Annotated in this window: 17 protein-coding genes and 1 pseudogene; 8 read left to right on the forward strand and 10 right to left on the reverse strand. The window is 69.6% G+C overall.

What is annotated here, in order from left to right; translation table 11 throughout:
- The first annotated feature begins 41 nt into the window (after positions 1 to 41).
- Positions 42 to 1,001 (forward strand): methylmalonyl Co-A mutase-associated GTPase MeaB, encoded by a 960-nt coding sequence (meaB, locus tag AB0B45_RS43535; protein WP_358143590.1) that lies wholly within the window; start codon positions 42 to 44, stop codon positions 999 to 1,001.
- Between the two features lie 72 nt (positions 1,002 to 1,073).
- Here meaB and AB0B45_RS43540 read toward each other — a convergent pair whose 3' ends face one another.
- The 6 genes and pseudogenes from AB0B45_RS43540 to AB0B45_RS43565 form a co-directional block, all read right to left on the reverse strand.
- A complete protein-coding gene (locus AB0B45_RS43540) occupies positions 1,074 to 1,679 on the reverse strand; it encodes a CehA/McbA family metallohydrolase (protein ID WP_358143624.1) in 606 nt (201 codons plus the stop codon).
- 12 nt (positions 1,680 to 1,691) lie between these two features.
- Positions 1,692 to 2,909, reverse strand: coding sequence for a transposase (locus AB0B45_RS43545; RefSeq protein WP_358143592.1), 1,218 nt, complete (start codon positions 2,907 to 2,909; stop codon positions 1,692 to 1,694).
- Positions 2,902 to 3,066: pseudogene (locus AB0B45_RS43550) on the reverse strand (transposase); the annotation flags it as partial. The pseudogene AB0B45_RS43550 and the gene AB0B45_RS43545, both read right to left, overlap by 8 nt.
- Before the next feature lie 328 nt (positions 3,067 to 3,394).
- Positions 3,395 to 3,781, reverse strand: coding sequence for a hypothetical protein (locus tag AB0B45_RS43555; RefSeq protein ID WP_358143594.1), 387 nt, complete (start codon positions 3,779 to 3,781; stop codon positions 3,395 to 3,397).
- Positions 3,778 to 4,191 (reverse strand): thioesterase family protein, encoded by a 414-nt coding sequence (locus AB0B45_RS43560; RefSeq protein ID WP_358143596.1) that lies wholly within the window; start codon positions 4,189 to 4,191, stop codon positions 3,778 to 3,780. Before AB0B45_RS43560 ends, AB0B45_RS43555 begins: the two co-directional genes overlap by 4 nt.
- A 2-nt stretch (positions 4,192 to 4,193) precedes the next feature.
- Complete coding sequence (locus AB0B45_RS43565; protein ID WP_358143598.1) at positions 4,194 to 4,817, reverse strand: TetR/AcrR family transcriptional regulator; 624 nt, start codon at positions 4,815 to 4,817, stop codon at positions 4,194 to 4,196.
- A 98-nt stretch (positions 4,818 to 4,915) separates the two neighbouring features.
- Here AB0B45_RS43565 and AB0B45_RS43570 point away from each other — a divergent pair, with 98 nt between their 5' ends.
- From AB0B45_RS43570 to AB0B45_RS43580, 3 genes are all read left to right on the forward strand, one after another.
- Entirely contained in the window at positions 4,916 to 5,542 is a 627-nt protein-coding gene (locus tag AB0B45_RS43570) for a TetR/AcrR family transcriptional regulator (protein WP_358143600.1), read from the forward strand.
- Positions 5,539 to 6,597 carry an acyltransferase family protein gene (locus AB0B45_RS43575; RefSeq protein ID WP_358143602.1) on the forward strand — a complete coding sequence of 353 codons (1,059 nt, stop codon included), beginning with the start codon at positions 5,539 to 5,541 and terminating at the stop codon, positions 6,595 to 6,597. The genes AB0B45_RS43570 and AB0B45_RS43575 overlap by 4 nt, the downstream gene beginning before the upstream one ends.
- 61 nt (positions 6,598 to 6,658) lie before the next feature.
- The gene (locus tag AB0B45_RS43580) at positions 6,659 to 8,062 is read left to right on the forward strand and encodes a phosphatase PAP2 family protein (RefSeq protein WP_358143604.1); all 1,404 of its coding nucleotides are present in this window, start codon (positions 6,659 to 6,661) and stop codon (positions 8,060 to 8,062) included.
- Between the two features lie 58 nt (positions 8,063 to 8,120).
- Here the strand turns inward: AB0B45_RS43580 and AB0B45_RS43585 are convergent, their stop codons facing one another.
- A complete protein-coding gene (locus AB0B45_RS43585; protein ID WP_358143606.1) occupies positions 8,121 to 9,887 on the reverse strand; it encodes a long-chain fatty acid--CoA ligase in 1,767 nt (588 codons plus the stop codon).
- A gap of 114 nt (positions 9,888 to 10,001) precedes the next feature.
- A complete protein-coding gene (locus AB0B45_RS43590; RefSeq protein ID WP_358143608.1) occupies positions 10,002 to 10,139 on the reverse strand; it encodes a hypothetical protein in 138 nt (45 codons plus the stop codon).
- Positions 10,140 to 10,173: 34 nt separating this feature from the next.
- Between AB0B45_RS43590 and AB0B45_RS43595 the strand changes: the two genes are divergently transcribed.
- The 3 genes from AB0B45_RS43595 (at position 10,174) to AB0B45_RS43605 (ending at position 13,417) form a co-directional block, all read left to right on the forward strand.
- Entirely contained in the window at positions 10,174 to 10,701 is a 528-nt protein-coding gene (locus tag AB0B45_RS43595) for a CGNR zinc finger domain-containing protein (RefSeq protein WP_358143610.1), read from the forward strand.
- Positions 10,702 to 10,881: 180 nt separating this feature from the next.
- Positions 10,882 to 12,453 carry an ABC-F family ATP-binding cassette domain-containing protein gene (locus AB0B45_RS43600; RefSeq protein ID WP_358143612.1) on the forward strand — a complete coding sequence of 524 codons (1,572 nt, stop codon included), beginning with the start codon at positions 10,882 to 10,884 and terminating at the stop codon, positions 12,451 to 12,453.
- A gap of 37 nt (positions 12,454 to 12,490) precedes the next feature.
- Positions 12,491 to 13,417 carry a hypothetical protein gene (locus tag AB0B45_RS43605; RefSeq protein ID WP_358143614.1) on the forward strand — a complete coding sequence of 309 codons (927 nt, stop codon included), beginning with the start codon at positions 12,491 to 12,493 and terminating at the stop codon, positions 13,415 to 13,417.
- 384 nt (positions 13,418 to 13,801) lie between these two features.
- Here the strand turns inward: AB0B45_RS43605 and AB0B45_RS43610 are convergent, their stop codons facing one another.
- Positions 13,802 to 14,077, reverse strand: a complete 276-nt coding sequence (locus AB0B45_RS43610; protein WP_358143616.1) for a zf-TFIIB domain-containing protein — start codon at positions 14,075 to 14,077, stop codon at positions 13,802 to 13,804.
- 65 nt (positions 14,078 to 14,142) lie between these two features.
- Positions 14,143 to 15,000, reverse strand: coding sequence for an aminoglycoside phosphotransferase family protein (locus AB0B45_RS43615; RefSeq protein WP_358143618.1), 858 nt, complete (start codon positions 14,998 to 15,000; stop codon positions 14,143 to 14,145).
- A gap of 420 nt (positions 15,001 to 15,420) precedes the next feature.
- Between AB0B45_RS43615 and AB0B45_RS43620 the strand changes: the two genes are divergently transcribed.
- Positions 15,421 to 15,924: an ATP-binding protein gene (locus AB0B45_RS43620; protein ID WP_358143620.1), complete on the forward strand. Its 504-nt coding sequence runs from the start codon at positions 15,421 to 15,423 to the stop codon at positions 15,922 to 15,924.
- Positions 15,925 to 16,305 lie beyond the last annotated feature (381 nt).

Genomic DNA, 16,305 nt, shown 5'->3' on the forward strand with positions numbered 1-16,305 from the left:
GGCTCGCCCCTCGAGCTTCGGGGGTCGGGCGGGTGGCGCCGATGAGGACGCTCGACGACTACGCGCAAGGCGTGAAGTCGGGCTCCCGCGCCTGGATCGCCCGCGCGATCACCCTCGTCGAGTCGACCAGGGCCGACCACGTCGAGCTGGCCCAGCGGCTGCTCGTCGAGCTCACCCCCCTGGCGGGCCATGCCCGCAGGGTCGGGATCTCGGGCGTGCCAGGCGTCGGCAAGTCCACCTTCATCGACGCGCTCGGCACCCGTCTCACCGAGCGAGGCCACCGGGTGGCGGTGCTGGCCGTGGACCCGTCGTCCACGCGGACGGGCGGCAGCATCCTCGGCGACAAGACCCGTATGTCCCGCCTGTCCACCGACCCGCAAGCCTTCATCCGGCCCTCGCCGACCTCCGGAACGCTCGGCGGCGTCGCCCAGGCCACCAGGGAGGCGATGGTCGTCGTCGAGGCCGCGGGCTACGACACCGTGCTCGTCGAGACCGTCGGCGTCGGACAGTCGGAGACCGCCGTGGCCGACATGGTCGACACCTTTCTGCTGCTCAGTCTCGCCCGCACCGGCGACCAGCTGCAGGGGATCAAGAAGGGTGTGCTGGAGCTCGCGGACGTCATCGCGATCAACAAGGCGGACGGGGAGTTCGAACTGGCGGCCAGGAAGGCGGCCCGCGAGCTGGCGGGCGCCCTGCGCATGCTCCGCTCCGAGGGGCCGCCGCCACCCGTCCTGACGTGCAGCGGGCTGACGGGCGGCGGACTGGACGAGGTGTGGGGACAGGTCATCGCCCACCAGGACCGGATCGACGTGGCGGCCAGGCGGCGCCGCCAGCAGGTGCAGTGGACGTGGACGCTGGTGCGCGACCGGCTGCTGGCCGAGCTGCGCGGCAACCCCTCGGTGGCGGCCATCACGGCCGAGGTCGAGCGGGAGGTCCTCGAAGGGACCCTGACCCCCTCACTGGCGGCCGAACGCCTGCTGTCGGTCTTCAAACGCCTCTGACCTCCGCCCCGGCTTCATGCTCCGCTCCGTCGCCGGTGGCCAGGCCTTTCGAAGGCGGGCCCTCGCCGGTGGTCAGGTCTCTCGAAGGCGGGCCCGGTAGATCTCGCGGGCCCGCTCCAGCAGGCCCAGGTGGTCGCCGAGCTGCTCGGGCGTGCGCAGGACCGCGTGGTCGCGCAGCAGCCCCTCCAGCGCGTCCAGCCAGTCGAGGCACCACCGCACGTCCTCGCGCCTGGCCACGCCGACCCCCTCGACCTCCACGTACACCGGGCTGGTCAGCGCGTACGTCTCCCCGGTCATCGACCGCGAGCTCGGCCCGCCGACCGCCTCCGCGAGCACGTACGTCGGCGACGAGACCCGCAGCGAGGCGGTCAGCGAAGGGCCCTCCGAGGCCGCCAGCACACCGTCCGCCGTACGCAGGCGCAGCTCCGACACCTCGGCCCCGACGACCCGCGCGGTGACGCTCATCTCCGTCCCTGGCGCCGGATCCAGCACGGCGCCCGGCTCATGGCCGTCGACCGACAGCTCCAGCCACGGCCCCGTGGTGGCGAACGTCCTGCCCCGCCGTATCGCGTCGGCGAAGGAGGCGGCGCTCAGCGCGCCCTCCACCCTGGCGTACACCCGCGCCCACCCCGGCGGGCTCGACTGGCGGTCCAGGTGACTCCTCCACCCTGTAAACAGGGTGGCTTCTCGCTAGGCCGCTGGTGCGGCCTCGCGCAGGACCAGCCCGGCCCTGAGAATGTTGGTCGCGCCGACGACGTCGGCGTTCGCGGCGTATCCGCAGCCGACGCAGGCGAAGTCGGCTTGGCTGGTGCGGTTCTCCCCAGATGTGTGCCCGCAGTCGGGGCAGGTGCGGGAGGTGTTGGCGGGGTTCACCGCGATCAGCTCTCGACCGGCGCTTTCAGCCTTGTGCGTGAGGATACCCAGGAACACCCCCCAACCCGCGTCCAAGATGGCCTTGTTCAGCCCGGCCTTCGCGTTCGCACCGTTCGGCGCGAACGTTGCGTCGCCATTCGGGCGTGGAGCAGGACTCTTGGTCATGTTCACGATGCGTAGGTCTTCAACCACGATCACGTCAGCCGACCGGACCAGGGACAGGGCGGTCTTGTGCGCGTGGTCGGCGCGTTGCCGGGCGATCCGGCGGTGGATCTGCCCGATCTTCTGTGCGGCTTTCCTGCGCCGCTTGGAGCCACGCTTGGTACGGGCATAGGCTCGCTGAGCAGCGGCCAGGCCCCCCTCGGAGGTCTTCAGATACCGGGGGTTGGTCAGATGCCCGCACTCGTCGGTGATGCCCTCGATCGGCTCGGAGGTGGTGGCGAAATGCGTCACACCCATGTCGATGCCGACCTGGCGACCCGTCGCCGGGAGCGGCTGGGCCGGGACATCGTCACAGGACAGGATGACGTACCAGCGGCGGCTCTCGCGTTTGACCTCGACCGTCTTGACCCGCCCGGCGACCGCGCGGTGCTGGTGGACCCGCACATGCCCGACGCCCTGAACGCGCACATAGGTCGCGGCCGGGTGGTGGGGCTGGGAGTCCCAGCGGGCTCCGTCACCCTCGACCAAAGTGACGGTGTCGAACCATCCCCGGCCCTTGAACCGGGGGTAGCCGGGCCTCTGCCCGGCCTTGACGCGGCGGAAGAACGCCTCGAACGCCCGGTTCAGGCGGCGCAGTGTCTGCTGCTGGGAGGTGAACGACCACCGCCCCTGACCCTCCGGATCAGCGGCTCGGATCTCCTTCAACTGGGCGGACTGCTCGCCGTAGCCGATGCTCACCTTGTGTCGCTTGTAGGCTTCCCGACGCTCTTCGAGAGCCGCGTTGTAGAGCGCCCGATGATCGTCCAGCATCGCTGCCAGTGAGATTTCCTGATGCCGGGTCGGGCGGAGCACGAACTTGAATGACCTACGCACGATCGGCCCCCGCCTTCTTCGGGACGCGCTCGTACTGGGTCTCGATGTAGCGCTGGATCGTCGCGGCAGAGACCGCACCCACGCTGGCCACGAAGGAGGACCGTGACCACAACGTGGGCAGTCGGGAACGCAGGTGCGGGAACTCGGCGCGCAGCATGTCGTAGTCGGGCTCGCCCAGGCGGGCGCCGAGCTCCATGAACGACGCGCCGGGATGCCGCTCGGACAGCCGGGTGAAGGCCAGCCCCCAGAAGCGGTCCATCAGCTCGGGCGGCAGCACCGCCCTGACGGCGAACAGCTTGACGTAGTGGATCTCCGGCTCACCCCAGGTGATGCCGTGCTCGCCGAGCAGCCCGCCGTACTCGCTCAGCGCGCCCGCGACCGTCACCGGCAGCATCGGATCACCGCACATGGCCTCTCCCGCCTCGAGTGCCGTCATCTTGGCATGACGCGGTGGTGGCCGCCGATTCATCGGGCGGCATTTGTCACTACGCGGGTGCGGAATCCTCTACCTCATGGGACCAGGCTTCCTCCCAGAGGTCCGCCGCCTCGCTCGTCCAGGTGGCGGACACCAGCGCGCCCCTGTTCCGGTACGCGCGCATGATCTCGACGTGGGCGGGCAACCGGACGAACGCCCTGAGGTCGGCCTCCGAGCGCCATACCGACACCGACCCGATCCGGCGCGCCCACGGCTCGGCCCACAGCCACAGCCCGACCGCGCCGTCCAGCTCAGGCCACAGCCTGCCAAGCCGCCATCCGGTACGGCTCGCCCTCGGCAGGTGCGCGGCGCTGTGCAGGCGGAAGTCGGTGACGCTGACGACGACGGGACCCTCGCCCCTCGGTTCCGGGCCGGGGATCCACCGGCTCCTGATCACGCGGCGAGCACCTTCGCCGCGTCGCGGATCTCCGCGCTGAACGGGGTGGGCCGCAGCGTCGAGGGGTCGAGGTTGACGTTCACCCTGCGGCCCTCGGCGTGGACGGTCTGGCCGTCGGGGGAGAGCACGCGGAAGCCGTAAACGCCGCTGGTGTTGCCCATCCGCTCCATCCAGAAGTGCACCAGCGGCTCGCCCACGCCCATGATCGGCACGTGGTAGGTGATGGTGAACTCGCGGACGGCGAAGAAGACGTCCTTGAAGCGGGAGCGGGCGGGGTCGAAGTTCCAGCCGAGCTCGGTCCAGAACGCGGTGATGGCCCGCTCGACGAGCACGGAGTAGTGGGCGTTGTGCAGCAGGCCCATGGCGTCGAGGTCGTCGAAGTGCACCTGGACGGGACGGGTGTGGGACAAGGTCAATCCTCCGGGAGGAGCGATGGATCGGGTGAGAGCGCGCGCAGGCGGTCGAGGACCGCTCTGCGGGCGTGGCTGAAGGCCTGCGGCCTGTCGCGCAGGCGGGAGTGGGTGACGACGGCCTCGCCGAGCGCCTCGATCTCGTAGGCGAGCTGTGCGGGATCGGCTCGCAGCTCGCCCCTGTCGACGGCCTCCTGGACGGACTTCTCCAGGTAGCCGAGCCAGTCGTTCATCGCCTCCGCCACCCTGTCCTTGACGGGTCCCGGACGGTCGTCGAACTCGACCTGGGCGACGAAGAAGAAGCAGCCGCCCGGCAGGACGCCCTCCTCGTAGAAGGCGAGCCTGGCCTCGTGCAGGGCCAGGACCCTGCGAACGCCTTTCGGCACGGCAAGGGCGGGGGTGACGACGTGCTCCACCCACTGCCGCCGCGCCCATTCGACGGCTTCGAGCTGCAGCTGCTCCTTGTCGCGCCAGTGGGCGAAGAAGCCGGACTTGCTGACTCCCGCCGCCTCGGCGAGACGGCCGAGCGTCAGACCGCCCAGGCCGTCGACCGAGGCCAGCGCCACGGCGCTTTCGAGGATGGCCTCCCTGCTGCGCTGCCCGCGCACCTTCCGTCCGTCCGCCATGCGCTCAGACTAACACAATAAGACCGATCGGTCGTTAAGATTGTTTCACCCTCAGCGTGGCAGCCTTGAGTCCTGGCCGATTGTGCTAGATTTTGGCCATGCGGTCAGAAAATGAGGCAACCGGCCAGAAGCCGCGGTCGTTCATCGAGAAGGCCAGAAGGGCCCAGATCATGGCCGCGGCCATCGAGGTCATCGCCGAGGTGGGATTCGCCAAAGCGTCGCTCGCCCTCATCGCCAAGCACGCGGGCATCAGCAAGGGCGTCATCTCCTACCACTTCTCCGGCAAAGACGACCTGATGGAGGAGGTCGTGAACCACGTCTACACCGGCATCGCCGACTTCGTCCTGGCCAGGATGGAGGGCAAGACCACGGCCACCGAGCTGCTGCGCACCCAGATCCTCACCGTCGCCGAGCACATGCGCGAGCACCGCACCCAGCTCAAGGCCCTGGGCGAGATCTTCAACAACCTCAGGCTCCCCGACGGCTCCCCGAGGTACGGCATCGCCGCCAACGAGGAGCTCTACCAGGCGCTGGAGAACATCTACCGCTTCGGCCACGCCACGGGCGAGTTTCGGGAGTTCGACCCGCGCGTCATGGCGATCACCCACTCGGCCGCGGTGGACAACATGTTCGCCTACTGGTCGGTCCACCCCGAGCACGACCTCGACGCCCACGCCAGAGAGCTGGCCGAGATCTTCGTCCGCGCCACGAAGGGACCGCAATGAGAAGGCTGGCCTACGTCGACAACCTGCGCGTGGTCCTCACCGTCATGGTGATCCTGCACCACGTGGCCCTCACCTACGGCGACATCCACGCCTGGTACTACTTCGAGCAGGCGAAGGACCCGTCGGGGCAGGCGCTCGACATCCTGGTCATGTTCGACCAGGCGTTCTTCATGGGCTTCTTCTTCCTCATCTCCGGCTTCTTCACCCCCGGCTCCTACGACCGCAAGGGCGGCGGCGCCTTCATGCGCGACCGGCTGGTACGGCTCGGCATCCCTTTGCTGGCCTTCCTCCTGCTGCTGCGCCCCCTGGCCATGCTCGGCATCGCTCAGGACTACGACATGCCGTACTGGATGTTCTACGTGGGGTCGTGGGACCCGGGCCCGATGTGGTTCGTGGAGGTGCTGCTGGTCTTCTGCGCGGTCTACGCCGTCATCCGCCGCTACGGCCGGATCCCGCGATCGGGTCCCGAGCAGGCGCCGGGAGCGGCGGCGATCGTCGCCTACATGCTCGCGCTGGCCGTCGTCACCTTCGCGTGGCGCCTGCTCGTGCCCGTCGGCCTCTACGTGCCGGTGCTCGGCCTGCCCACGCCGTCTCACCTGCCGCAGTACGCCAGCATGTTCGCGCTCGGCGTGGTCGCCCACCGGCGCGGCTGGTTCGCCACGCTGTCGAGGCGGGCCGGCAGGCTCGGCTTCGCCGCGGCGGGGCTGGGGACGCTGGTGCTGCTTCCCGTGCGCCTGATGGCCGGAGGGGCGCTCGCCGACCTGGCCCAGGCCGCGTGGGAGGCGGTGTTCGCGGTCGGCACGATCATCGGTCTGCTCGTGCTGTTCCGCGAGCGGTTCAACGCTCAGGGGGCGCGCGGCAGGTTCCTGTCCGAGCAGGCCTACACCGTCTACATCATCCACCCGCTCGTGCTGGTCGGCCTCGCCTACGCCTTCGCCTGGCTCCACGCCGCCGCGATCGTCAAGTTCGCGCTCGTCGCCGCGCTCGCGCTGCCGCTGTGCTGGGGCCTCGCCTACCTGACGCGCTCGCTGCCAGGCGCCAAGCGGATCCTGTGAGCACGCCCGGCTCGGGGTCCGGGCGACGCTGAAAGCGTACGAACCTGGGCACTAGATACACATGCGATTCCGATCACGGCTGCACCGCCTCGACAAGCACCTGTTCGCCGCCGTCGCGCAGGCCCGGCTGCCGGGCCTCGAGCGCGTCCTGCCGCCGCTGTCCAGGGCGGCCGACAACGCGCTGCTGTGGGCGGGCGTCGCCGGAACGTTCGCGCTGAGCGGCAGGCGCCGCCTGCGCAGGGCCGCCACCAGAGGCCTGCTCGCGGTCAGCCTCGCCAGCCCCCTGGTCAACCTGGCGGGCAAGCAGGCCTTCGGCCGCAAGCGCCCCGTGGCCGACGCGCTGCCGATGGCCAGGCTGCTCAAGACGCCGCTGTCGGCCTCGTTCCCCTCCGGCCACTCCGCCTCGGCGGCGGCCTTCGCCACCGCCGTCGCGCTCGAAGCACCCGCCGCCGTCGCCGTCCCGGTGACGGCGTTGGCGGCGGCGGTCTGCTTCTCCCGCGTCTACACCGGCGTGCACTACCCGGGCGACGTGCTCGCGGGCGTGGCCATCGGCGTCGCCACCGGGCTCGTCACCCGCCGCATCTGGCCGGAGGCGGGCGAAGCGGGAAGGGCGCGGGCCTCGGCCACCGCGCCCGCCTTCGACGTCGATCCCTCGGGCGAAGGGCTGGCCGTCGCCGTCGACCCCACGACGGACGACGCGGCGGAGACGCTCCGCAAGGCCTTCCCCAGGGCGGAGTTCGTGCCGCTCGACGCCATCGACAAGGCCGGTGGCAAGGCGCTGGCCGTCGCGGGCGGCGACGGGGGCGTCAACCGCGGCGCCCAGGCCGCGCTCGACCACGGTAAGCCGCTGCTGGTCGTCCCCACGGGCGCGCTCGGCCACCTCGCCGCCGAACTCGGCATCGCCGACGCGGAGGAGGCCGTCGCCGCCTACCAGGCAGGCGACCTGGCCGCCGTCGACGTCGGCGAGGTCGCGGGCGGGGTCTTCGTCAACGACGCGGGCCTCGGCATCTACCCGTCGCTCGCCGACCGCAGAGAGGCCAGGCAGAAGCGGATCGGCAAGTGGCCCGCGCTGCTGTGGGGCATGGCTGAGGTGCTCGGCCGCGACGCGAAGCCCTTCGACCTGATCGTGGACGGCGTGCCGTACCGGGCCTGGCTGCTGTTCGTGGGCAACTGCCGGTACGGCTCGCGCGGCCCCGCCCCTGGACGGCGGGCCAGGCTGGAGGACGGGGTGCTCGACATCAGGCTCATGACCGCCGCCCGGCGGCTGCCACGCGTGCGCGCGTTCGGGAGCGCGGTGGGCGCACGGCTCGGCCTGTCCAGGCACTACCGGCAGTGGCAGGCCGACACGGTGCGCGTGGAGACTCCTTCGGGAGAGGTACGGCTGGCCCGCGACGGCGCCACGTTCACCGCCCACGGGCCCCTCACGTTCACCAAACGCCCCCGCTCCCTCCACGTCTTCCGCTGACCCCACACCCCACCGGCAGGGTCCCGCCCTCCCGGCGACCCCGAGAGGGCCCGGCCGGTCAGATCACGTTGGCGTCCTTATAGAAGGAATCCAACGTCTGCCCGTAATGCTCCTCGACCACCTTCCGCTTGATCTTCAGGCTGGGCGTCAGCTCCCCGGTCTCCACCGTGAAGTCGTTCGCCAGGATGGCGAACTCCTTGATCGTCTCGTAGCTCGCCATTCCCTGGTTGACCTGCTTGATCGCCTTGCTGACCTCCTCCCGCATCCGCGGGTGCTCCCGCAGCTTCTCGGGATCATCGGGCAGCCCCTCCGACGCGGCCCAAGGCCGTACGACCTCCATGTCCAGCGTCACCAGCGCCGTGCAGAAGTTGCGCTTGTCCCCGTGCACGAACACGTGCGACAGGTACGGGCACGCCGCCTTGACGCGCCCTTCGAGGTAGGTGGGCGCCACGTACTTCCCGCCCGAGGTCTTGATCAGCTCCTTCTTCCTGTCGGTGATGCGCAGCCGCCCCGCCTCGTCGAGCTCGCCGATGTCGCCGGTGTGCAGCCAGCCGTCCTCGAGCGTCTCGGCGGACTCGTCGGGCATCCCGTGGTAGCCGCGCATGATGCCGCGCCCGCCGATGAGGATCTCGCCGTCCTCGGCGATGCGGACCTCGGTGCCGGGCAGCGGCGGCCCGACCGTCCCCAGGCGGACGCTGCCCGGCCTGGTCAGGAAGCTGCCCGCCGACGACTCGGTCAGGCCGTACCCCTCCAGGATCGTCAGCCCCGCGCCGTCGAAGAACTCGGCGACGTCCTGGGAGAGGGGAGCGGCGCCCGAGATGAAGTAGCGGATGCGGCCGCCGAAGCGGGCCCGCAGCTTGCCGAACACCAGCCGGTCGGCCAGCGCGTACTCCAGGCGCGTGGTCAGTGGCACCGCCGCGCCGCGCTGGCGGGCCCTGCTGACCCTGATGCCCGTCTCCTTGGCCCAGTTGAAGATCCGCAGCTTCGCGCCGCCCTCGCGCCTGACCGTCGCGACGACCGTGTTGTGGATCTTCTCGAAGATGCGCGGCGCTGCGGCCATGAACGTCGGCTTCAGCTCGCCCAGGTTGTCGGCGATCTTGTCGAGGCGGCCGTCGATCGCCGTCGGCACGCCGATGTCGATCATCACGACCTCGAGCAGCTTGCCGAACGAGTGCGACAGCGGCAGCCACAGGAAGTGCAGGTCGTCGGGGCCGATCAGATCGATCTTGCGGACGGCCTCCGCGGCGTACAGCCAGTTGTCGTGGGTCAGCTCCACGCCCTTGGGCCTGCCGGTGGTGCCCGAGGTGTAGATGAGCGTGGCCAGGTCGTCCTGCTTGATCGAGTCGATCATGGCGTCATAGTCGCCTTCGGCGCGGACCTGGCCGATCGGGATCACCCAGCCGTCCTCGCTCGCCGTACCGTCGATGACGACGACGTGGCGGACGTCGGGCAGGTCCTTGCGGACCGAGGCGAGCTTGGCGACCTGGTCGTCGTTCTCCGCGACGACCAGCGTGCTGCCGGAGTCGTTGATGACGTACGCGCACTCGGCGGCGGTGTTCGAGGGGTAGATCGTCGTGGTGGCCGCGCCCGTGGACAGCACGGCCAGATCGGTGAGCACCCACTCCAGCCTGGTCGAGCAGAGGATGGACACCCTGGCCTCGGCGGAGGCGCCGAGCTCGGCCAGGCCCAGCGCCAGTGGCCGTACCTGCTCGCCCACCTGGGCCCAGGTGAGGGACTCCCACCCGGCACCCGCCGGATGACGATAGGCCTCGGCGTCGGGGGTGGCCTTGATCCGATCGCGCAGCAGAGCGGGAATGCTGGACATTCCTGACCTCCGGTGAGGGGACGACTTGGTGCGCACTCTAGGCCGAACACAGCGGGTCAGTCGATGGTCAGGATCGGTTACCTTCGGCGGTTCGCTTCCCAGTGGTCACGATCTTCACACGGTGATCACCTGTCGGGCCGGAGTGGTCGCGACGTTCTCGTGATCGGCCGTGCGCACCTCCCACGCGCCGCACTCGCAGCGCAGGTAGGAGATCACGCCATCGGAGGTCGAGTGGGACGAGACGAGTGTCATGGAGTGCATGCCTCCAACCTGATGTAATGCCCTTATGCATTTCAACACTTACGGTGGCAACGGCGCGGCCCTGTCGGCCGACCTGGTGAACGCCGCCCGCTTCACCCCCGAGGTGATCACCCCGCTGCTGACCAGGAACGAGATGCTGCGCGCCGAGCTCACGCCCGCCCAGGCCGACGAACTGGGCAGGTGGGCGAGGAGGCTCGACCCCGTCTTCGGGGAAACCGACGTGGAAACCCAGCTCACGCTCGTCAACGACCTGCTGGCGATCACCGCGGCCACGCCTTACATCAGCACGCACGACGGCCGCGGGCCGCACCTGCACTTCTTCGCCCACGGCGCCGACATCGTCGCGCGGGCCAAGGACACCACGGCGGGCGGGCTCGCCATGGCCATCTGCTTCTCCGACGGCCGCCGCCTCGGCCGCTGCGACAGGGACGGTTGCCGGACCGTGTACGTCGACACCTCGCGCAACGGCCGCCGCAGGTTCTGCTCGCTGGCGTGCGCCAACCGGGTCAACGTCGCGGCGCATCGAGCGAGAGCCCTTGCGCAAGATTTTTAGGTCGCGTACAGTTTCCGAGTCGCATCGCCGAGCCGTGGAGGCTGTTGACGTGGAGTTCTGAGGTCGCGGGCACCGCGCCGTCTCGCCCTGTCGTGGGCACGTGCGCACCTGGACCTCGGGCGTCTTCGCGGTGGTTCCCGCCAAGTCATGCAATTTCGACTTTCTGACGGGAGCTCCTTCATGTCATTTTCCGTAGTGATCGACCATGTCTCGTACGGCTGGCCCGACGGCACCCAAGTGCTCGACGGGCTCGACGCCGCCTTCCCCGCCGGGCGCACCGGCCTGATCGGCGCGAACGGCTCGGGCAAGTCCACCCTGCTCAAGATCATCGCAGGGGAGCTGCCCGCCCGCTCCGGCTCGGTCAGCGTGGCGGGACAGGTCGCCTACCTGCCGCAGAACCTGCCGTTGCGCGCCGAGCTCACGGTCTCCGACCTGCTCGGCATCAGCGCGACCAGAGCCGCGCTGCACGCGATCGAGGCGGGCGACGTGCGCGAGGAGCACTTCACCGCCGTCGGCGACGACTGGGACGTGGAGGAACGGGCCGCCGCCCAGCTGTCCACGCTCGGCCTCGATCACGTCGGCCTCGACCGCACGGTCGCGACGCTGTCCGGCGGCGAGACCGTCATGGTGGGGCTGGCCGCCCAGTTCCTCCACCGGCCCGACGTGCTGCTGCTCGACGAGCCCACCAACAACCTCGACCTCGACGCGCGGCAGCGGCTCTACGCCGCCGTCTCCGCGTGGCCGGGGGTGCTGGTGGTCGTCAGCCACGACAGGGCGCTGCTCGACCTGGTCGACCAGATCGCCGAGCTGCGCGACGGCGTCGTGCGCCTCTACGGCGGCAACCTGACCGACCACGAGCGGATGCTCGCGGCCGAACAGGAGACCGCCGAGCGCATGGTCAGGGTGGCCGAGGCCGACATGCGCAAGCAGAAGCGCGAGCTCGTCGAGGCCAGGATCAAGCTCGACCGGAGGGTGCGTTACGGCGACAAGATGTACGCCACCAAGCGCGAGCCGAAGATCATCATGCAGGCGCGCAAGCGCGAGGCCCAGGTGTCCGCGGGCAAGCACCGCAACATGCACATGGGGAAGCTGGAGGAGGCGCGTGAGCGACTGAACGAGGTGGCGCAGGCCGTGCGCGACGACGCCGAGATCAGGATCTCGCTCCCCGAGACCGCGGTCCCCGCGGGGCGGGTCGTCCTGTCCTTCGACACTGCGTGCCGTACCGAAGGCTCCATGGAACGCCTCGAGGTGCGGGGACCGGAAAGGATCGCGCTGCTCGGCCCGAACGGGTCGGGCAAGACCACCCTGCTCGAAGCCATCATGGCGGCAGGGGCACCGGTCCCCGTCGGCTACCTGCCGCAGCGGCTCGACGTCCTGGACGACGGCCTCAGCGTCATCGACAACGTGCGCGCGCACGCGCCCGGCGCCTCGGTCAACCAGGTGCGCGCCCGCCTCGCTCGCTTCCTGTTCAGAGGCGCGCGGGCCGAGCAGCCGGTGGGCACGCTGTCGGGCGGCGAACGCTTCAGGGCGACGCTGGCGGCGCTGCTGTCGGCCGAGCCGCCGCCACAGCTGCTCCTGCTGGACGAGCCGACCAACAACCTCGACCTGTCCAGCGTCCGACAGCTGTCGCAGGCGCTGGCCGCCTACCAGGGCGCACTGATCGTGGCCAGCCACGATCTGCCGTTCCTGCGGGGGCTGGGGATCACCCGATGGCTCCGGCAGGATCGGGACAGCGGTCTGACCGAGCCGTAATTGACGGCAGGGGATCAGCCGGGCGATAGTGTGGCAGATGGTTGCCCCCCGGATGATCTCCTGCGCGCTCGGCCTGGCGATGCTCACCCTGACCGCGTGCACCGCCACCGTAAAGGGCCCCGCGGAGACCTCCCCGGGAGTCGCGGCATCGACGAGCGGGACGCCCGCCCTCACCGCCGCCGCCTACCGCGACGCGCTCAGCGAGCAACGCGCGAACGTGCGCAAGGCACTCGCCTCGGTGTCCTCCGCCAAAACGGTCAAGACGCTCAATGATCGTATGGAACGTGCCGAAGAGACCCTCCGCGGCGCAGCCGACGCCCTGTCCGCCCTCGCGCCGCCCGTCGAGGCGCGGGTCCAGCACGAGGCGTACGTGGCGAGCCTCCACGACTTCACCACCGGGCTGGGGATGACGCTCGGCAAGGTCGGCGGAGGGGACGTCTGTACGGCAGGCGGCGTCTTCAGCGACGTGGCGGACAAGCTGCAGGCGCTGGACCAGGCGGGAAGGTCGTTGAAGGCGCTCGGCGACTACCCGGCGGACATCGTGCCGGTGAAGGCGGCCAAGAAGCAGAACAGGCGGCTTGCGAACGGGCGGTTCCTGCGCTCGGAGCGGCTCAACGGGCGCAGTTCCCTGCAGATCGACAACGGCGGGTCGAGGGACGCGGTGGTGACCGTGCTGCGGGGGGAGGGAAAGGCGTTCAGCGTCTTCGTGCGGAAGAAGTCGAAGTTCAAGGTGCAGGGGGTGCGGGACGGGACGTACGAGATCTTCTTCACGCACGGGGTGGACTGGGACGGCAAAGCGTTCACCCGGTCGTGCAGTTTCGAGCGGTTCGAGAAGCCGGTGCGGTTCAAGACGACGTACACGGCGACACAGATCAGGTGGCACGACTGGCGCGTCACGCTCCACTCGGTGACCGGCGGGAACGCTCCCACGAAAGAAGTCGACCCCGGCTCCTTCCCGTCCTGACCTCCGGGCCTTTCCGCGCTTCCGATGACCGTTTTCGTCGCGCGGTTCGACCCTCCTGCGCCGGGAGAAGCATGTCCCTGAGAAACACCGACCGCCGCCCTCCACCAAAAGAGCGCGCGCGGCCGGCGTCCGGGAGAACGCACAGGACTGACATGTGTGTTCGCCTATCGGCTCGGAGAAACGGGGCGGGCCGTGCGGCGTCCGGGAGGACGCATGGGACCGACGTGAGTGTTCGCCTATCGGCCCGGAAACGGGGCGGGCCGCGCGCAGCCGACGTCCGGGCAAACACACGTGGCAGACATGCGTTTCTGCCCCGTCGGCTCCGAGAAACGGGGAAGGGCCGCGGCCCTCGCAGAACGAGGTCGCGGCCCTTCCTCATCGCTGTCAGGAGGAGAACAGCATCCCGAGGAAGCTGTCGTGCCTGCGCCGGTGGCCGTAGTGCCCGCCACCGTAGTGCGGTGCGGGGGCGCCCCACGCCGGGGCCCCGTGAGCGGGGGGCGGAGGCGCGGCGGGCGGCGTGTGGTACTGGGACTCCATGCGAGTCAGCGTCTCCAGCTCGCCGTAGTCGAGGAAGATCCCTCGGCAGTTCTCACACTGCTCGATGTGGACCCCGTTGCGCTCATATGTCCGCATATTGCCGCGGCACTTGGGGCACTGCATCTGGTTTGATCTCCTTGCCCATTGGCGGGATGTCACTCGGTCTTGCGTGCGCCACTATGTCAGCCTTATTTGAGGCCGACAATCCTGCCGCACGACTGGACCAACGATTGCTCTACCTCGTCCAGTTCCCGGTTCTCTCTGTGCGCGTGGCCGACGGCGACGGCGGCGAGTTGCACGGTGACCGCTCTGGCCGGAACATCCAGCCGAGCCCATGGATCGTGAGGGTCGAGCGCGGGCCCGCCGGAAGCCAGGTAGGCGTTGAGAAACCGCCCCCAGATCTCCGGTTCGAGGAGTCCCGCGGCGAACCACGCCGCCGGCCTCGCCAGGTCCCAGGCGGGATCGCCGATCCCGAGGTCGTCCACGTCGATCAGCAGCCATCGATCGGAGCGATGCACGAGCTGCCCCAGATGCCAGTCGCCGTGGGTGAGCAGGCGGGGAACGGGCTCCGGCTCCGGCAGCGCCGCGAACGCCTGCCGTACCACCCGCTGAGCCGCTCCGTCTCCCGGCATGCTCGTGACCGCCCGCGCCATCCGCTCAGGCCCGCCTGCCTCCGGCAGCGGCGGCACCATGGTCAGCGGTACGGCATGCAGCCGCGCCAGCAGGCGCGCGCCCTCCTCCCACGGAGCCCCGTCAGGGTCGTCGCGCCGGACCGGTACACCAGTAGGCCATACAGTCACCGATCTCCCACATAGCGTATGCACTTCACGATCCAGCGGGGGCAGCATCACCCCGCTCAGCGCTGCCGACGCCGAGGCCTTGAGCCTCAGCACCAAGGGGGCCTGCTCGTCCCTGGCCGAATGCGCCTTGACCACGACCTCACCACGCCGGACGACGACGACGTCGCTCCTCGTCTCATGCCGGGTCGGCGCGCCCGCCCCGCCGTACTCGCCGGCCATGCGCGACAACTCATCCTCGAGATCCACCCGCAAAGCCTACGAGTCACCGCTAATTGGGTGGTCCCTCCACCCGGATCGTTGAGAGGCTCGCCACCGGAGGCCCCGTCCCTGGGGCGTTCGCCGACGACGCCCGAGAGCCTCGCCACCACCGAATGGCGCAGGTCCCGGCCTCCGGGCCGTGTCGCGTGGCACGGGTTCCGTTTCCTGGGCGGTGCCGCGTGGTGTGGGTTGTGATTTTGGGGGGTGGTGTCGAGTGGCGCGGGTTTCGGCTTTCCGGGTGGTGTCGGGTGGTGCGGGTTTCGGCTTTCCGGGCGGCGTTGAGTGGCAGCGTTGCCCTGTCCTGGTGAGCGCGGCGCCGTTGGGAGGCGGTGCGGCTGTTGGGAGGTCGCATGCCGGTGGAGTTCGCATGCCGTTGGAGTTCGCGTGATGAAAGGGAGGGGTGCGCGCGTGTACCGGTCGAGTGGCGGGCCCGCACGGCTGATCCTGCTGTGCGGCCTTCCGGGCGCGGGAAAGACCACACTCGCCAAACGGCTGGCGGCCGATCTGCCCGCCGTCCGGCTGTGCCCCGATGAGTGGATGGCGGGGCTCGGCGTCGACCTCTTCGACGAGCAGGCGCGCGACCTGCTCGAACGGCAGCTTTGGCGGCATGCGCGGGAGCTCCTGTCCCTCGGTCAGAGCGTGGTCCTCGAGTACGGCTTCTGGGGACGTTCCGAGAGGGACGAGAAGCGGCGTGCCGCCCGCGCCCTCGGCGTGAGGGTGGAGCTCCATTACCTCGAGGTCCCCTTCGAGGAACTGTGCCGCCGCGTGGAGGCGCGCACCGCTGAGGGCGGTAAGGACACCGCTCCCATCTCGCGTGAGCTGATGACTCAATACGCGACGCAGTTCCAGGTTCCGGATGCCGGAGAGCTCGCTCTGTTCGACACTCCGCCGGCACCTGAGGCCGACCGCTGAATTGCATCGAGGCCATGGTCAGGACAGGTTTTCCGGTACGGCGGCGCGTTGATTTGACGGTTGGCGGAGTCGTACATAGAGTTCACCAGTCCCACCCAGTCGGCGATCATCGTCGGCTGTCCAGGGAGACCCAACAAACATCCTCACCGGTGAGTCTGGTTCGACAGGAATCGGATGCGGGAGTACGTTTAGGGGGTTGCCCCGGGAAAAAGGGGCGGTTGGAAATTCTCGGCAGGTTTCGCGAAAAGAGTCAATTTGACTCGGTTCGCGGGGGCTGAAAGAATAGAAGACATAACGAAGCGAGTGCGGCCGGGTGGTTGACGGTCTGGCGTCCGTTTCTTGAGAACTCAACAGTGTGTTAAAAGCCAGTGCATGATTTAC

It is taken from the genome of Nonomuraea sp. NPDC049152, from assembly GCF_040648355.1.
In the GTDB taxonomy this organism is placed as follows: domain Bacteria; phylum Actinomycetota; class Actinomycetes; order Streptosporangiales; family Streptosporangiaceae; genus Nonomuraea.